This window comes from Bradyrhizobium genomosp. III, assembly GCF_000261705.1.
Lineage (GTDB): Bacteria > Pseudomonadota > Alphaproteobacteria > Rhizobiales > Xanthobacteraceae > Bradyrhizobium > Bradyrhizobium ottawaense.
In genome coordinates this window covers 1-4,350 of the sequence record NZ_AJQF01000421.1, presented here as the reverse complement: position 1 = coordinate 4,350, position 4,350 = coordinate 1, and the positions used below count along the sequence as shown (strand labels likewise).

The 4,350-nt window shown below is 65.1% G+C and carries 1 protein-coding gene and 1 pseudogene; one reads left to right on the top strand and one right to left on the bottom strand.

Features of this window, described 5'->3' with window-relative positions:
• Window positions 1-3,380, bottom strand: a 3,380-nt coding sequence (gene gltB / locus IC66_RS0133680; RefSeq protein WP_049806706.1) for a glutamate synthase large subunit, incomplete at its 3' end; no start/stop codon positions are given.
• Window positions 3,381-3,871: 491 nt separating this feature from the next.
• On the opposite strand from gltB, the pseudogene IC66_RS0133675 reads away from it, so the two are divergent.
• Window positions 3,872-4,350: pseudogene (locus IC66_RS0133675) on the top strand (hypothetical protein); the annotation flags it as partial.

The window sequence follows — 4,350 nt, the reverse complement described above, 5'->3', positions numbered from 1 at the left end:
CTGCGCAGCCGCTCGCGCACCAGCGTCTGGTGGGTTTCGGCAAGGCCGATCTCCCACGGCGAGCCGGCATGCTTGATCGAGGTCAGCGGCGAAGCGCCGGTGCCGCCTTCGAAGCCCGCGATGGTGACATGGTCGGCGCGCGCCTTGGCGACGCCCGCGGCGACCGTGCCGACGCCGATCTCGGAGACGAGCTTGACCGAGACGTCACCCGTCGGGTTGACGTTCTTGAGGTCGTAGATGAGCTGCGCCAGATCCTCGATCGAGTAGATGTCGTGGTGCGGCGGCGGCGAGATCAGGCCGACGCCCGGCGTCGAGTGCCGGACCTTGGCGATGGTCGCGTCGACCTTGTGGCCGGGCAGCTGACCGCCTTCGCCGGGCTTGGCGCCCTGCGCCATCTTGATCTGCATCATGTCGGAGTTGACGAGATACTCCGTGGTGACGCCGAAGCGGCCCGAGGCGACCTGCTTGATCGCCGAGCGCATGGAATCGCCGTTCGGCATCGGCTTGAAGCGGTCGGCTTCCTCGCCGCCTTCGCCGGTATTCGACTTGCCGCCGATCCGGTTCATGGCGATCGCGAGCGTGGTGTGGGCCTCGCGCGAGATCGAGCCGAAGCTCATCGCGCCGGTGGCGAAGCGCCTGACGATGTCCTTGGCGGGCTCGACCTGGTCGAGCGGGATCGGCTTGCGCTTCTCTTCGTCCGCGTTCTTGATCCGGAACAGGCCGCGCAGCGTCAGCAGACGCTCCGACTGCTCGTTGAGGATCTTTGCGAAGGCGCGATAGCGCTCCTGCGAATTGCCGCGCGCGGCGTGCTGCAGCAGCGACACCGATTCGGCGGTCCAGGCATGGTCCTCGCCGCGGCTGCGATAGGCGTATTCGCCGCCGACATCGAGCGCGCCCTTGTAGACCAGCGCCTCGCCGAACGCGTCGGCATGACGGCGCACCGCCTCCTCGGCGATCTCGCCAAGGCCGACGCCCTCGACGCGGGTATGCGTGCCCGCGAAGAACTTTGCGACGAAGTCGGCCTTGAGGCCGACGGCGTCGAAGATCTGCGCGCCGCAATAGGACTGGTAGGTCGAGATGCCCATCTTGGACATCACCTTCAAAAGGCCCTTGCCGATCGACTTGATGTAGCGCTTGACGATCTCGTAATCGTCGAGCGAGCCGGGCAGGCGGTCCTTCATCGCGATGATGGTTTCGAACGCCAGGTAAGGATTGATCGCTTCGGCGCCGTAGCCGGCAAGGCAGGCGAAGTGATGCACTTCGCGCGGCTCGCCGGACTCGACGACGAGACCGACCGAGGTGCGCAGGCCGGTGCGGATAAGATGATGATGCACGGCGGCGCAGGCCAGCAGCGACGGGATCGGAACCCGGTCGGTGCCGACCATGCGGTCGGACAGGATGATGATGTTGACGCCTTCGCGCACCGCGCTTTCGGCGCGCGCGCAGAGCTCGTCGAGCACCTGGTCCATGCCTGCCGCGCCGAGACCGGCGTGGAAGGTGGTGTCGAGCGTGCGCGACTTGAAGTGCGACTCGGCAACATCCGAGATCGAGCGGATCTTTTCGAGATCCGCGTCGGTCAGGATCGGCTGGCGCGCTTCAAGGCGCTTGGTGGTGGCAAGCCCCTGCAGATCGAACAGGTTCGGCCGCGGTCCGATGATGGAGACCAGGCTCATCACCAGCTCCTCGCGGATCGGGTCGATCGGCGGGTTGGTGACCTGCGCAAAGTTCTGCTTGAAGTAGGTGAACAGCGGCTTGGCCTTGTCCGACAGCGCCGAGATCGGCGTGTCGTTGCCCATCGAGCCCGCGGCTTCCTCGCCCGTGGCCGCCATCGGCGTCATCAGGATGGCGATGTCTTCCTGGCTGTAGCCGAACGCCTGCTGGCGATCGAGCAGCGACAAATTGGAGCGCACGCCGGTGGTCGGCACCTTCGGCAGCTCTTCCAGCACGATCTGGGTCCGTTCCAGCCACTCCTTGTAGGGATGGCTCTTGGCGAGCTCGGCCTTGATCTCGTCGTCGGGAATGAGACGGCCCTGCTCGAGGTCGACCAGCAGCATCTTCCCGGGCTGCAGCCGCCACTTGGTGATGATCTGATCTTCGGGGATCGTCAGCACGCCCATCTCGGACGCCATCACGATGCGGTCGTCCTTGGTCACGAGATAGCGCGCGGGCCGCAGGCCGTTGCGGTCGAGCGTGGCGCCGATCTGGCGGCCGTCGGTGAAGGCGATCGCGGCGGGACCGTCCCACGGCTCCATCAGCGCTGCGTGATATTCGTAGAAGGCGCGGCGCTTCTCATCCATCAGGGGATTGCCGGCCCACGCCTCCGGAATCATCATCATGACGGCGTGCGGCAGCGAGTAGCCGCCCTGCACCAGGAATTCGAGCGCGTTGTCGAAGCAGGCGGTGTCCGACTGGCCTTCGTAGGAGATCGGCCAGAGCCGGTTGATGTCCTTGCCGTAGAGCTCGGAGCTCACCGAGGCCTGGCGCGCCGCCATCCAGTTGGTGTTGCCGCGCAGCGTGTTGATCTCGCCGTTGTGCGCGATCATGCGATAGGGATGCGCCAGCGACCAGGCCGGGAAGGTGTTGGTCGAGAAGCGCTGATGCACCAGGGCGAGCGCGCTCTCGAAATCCTTCTCGTGCAGGTCGGGATAGTACTTGCCGAGCTGGTCGGCGAGAAACATGCCCTTGTAGATCACGGTGCGGCAGGACATCGAGCAGGGGTAATAGCCTGCAAGTCCGCGGTCGCGGCGCTGGTAGATCGCCTGTGAGATCGACTTGCGCAGGATGTAGAGCCGGCGCTCGAACTCGTCCTCGGTCTTGGCGGTGCCATTGCGGCCGATGAACACCTGCATGCAGGCCGGCTCGGTCGGCTTCACGGTGACGCCGAGCGAGGAATTGTCGGTCGGCACGTCGCGCCAACCAAGCAGGGTCAGGCCCTCTTCCTTGATCTGGTCGGCGATGATGCTCTTGATGACGTTGCGCCATGCGGTGTCGCGCGGCATGAACAGCGCGCCGATGGCGTATTCGCCGGGCGCCGGCAGCGCGAAGCCGAGCTCCCCGGCCTTGCGGCTGAAGAAGGCGTGCGGGATCTGCACCAGAATGCCGGCGCCGTCACCGGCGCGCGGGTCGGCGCCGACGGCACCGCGATGCTCGAGATTGCACAGGATGCTCAGCGCGTCCGCGACGATCTCGTGCGACTTCTTGCCCTTGATATTGGCGATGAAGCCGACGCCGCAGGAATCCTTTTCCAGGCTCGGATCGTAGAGGCCAACGGCTGGCGGGCGCGAATTGTGTTCCTGAATCGGATCGGTCGTTTTCGAGGCGACCGTCGCCGACAGTTCTTCTGCCACGATGTTTGCGCTCTCGAATTGCGACCCGTTCATTGTTCCAATCCTCTCCATGCGGCAAGCTGCCTCACCGCCATCTTCGGCGCACCTTGGGCGTTCCGCGGCACCCGCCTCTGGGTCACCGCTCGTCCGCTGCGAGCCGCATTTTCTTAAATTCAGGCCTAGGCGTTCTTCGTCCCCGAGAACGGCTTTGCCTGTTGCCTTATTGTGCTCGAAAGCACCGACTTTCGTTGCAATCCCTATGCCGGAACCGCAAGCAAAATTGAGACAGTCTTCCTGTCCTAACCGTCACCTTGCCAAATTTTTGTCTATCACACAAGCGCGTGGAAGTCCCGATTCCCGATATGTCAATCAATCGCTTTCCGAAAGTTGCGCGGCCCCGGTTTTGAAGCAAACGCGCCCCGATCCGGCCCTGTGGGCGCCGAAATCCCAAATGAAGCTTCGGATCAGCCCTTCGAAAGGCGCGCCACGCCGCAAGAGGCGAAAGAGCGCGAGGCATTCGGGGGCCTGACAGGAGCGTGTCGACGATGAAGTTTTTCACAGGATGTGTGGCTGCTGCCACGCTGGCGCTCGCCATGAGCGCCGGGCATGGGCAGGTTCTGGCGCAAGTTCCCGCGAAAGGTATCGCAGGAGGGGCGGCTATCGCCGTGTCGGATTTCGACGGACCCTATGCGTCCCCCGAAGCCGCCCCGCCACTGCCGCCGCGTTACGGCCAAGGCTACGGTCCCGGCCATGGCTACGAAGAGCGCGGTCCGGCGTTGCTGCCGTCGACCGAGGTCTACGCGGTCTTGCGCGAAAACGGCTTCTCGCCGCTCGGCATCCCGCGCCTGCGCGGCAGCGTCTACACCATCGCGGTGATCGACCGTCGCGGCGACGACGGCCGGCTCGTGATCGATGCCCGCGACGGGCGGATCATCCGTTTCATGCCGGCCGCGGACGCCTACGGCATGGCGCCCGCCTATGACGAGCGCGCGGCCTCGCCTTACGGTCCGCAAAGCGCGCTGCC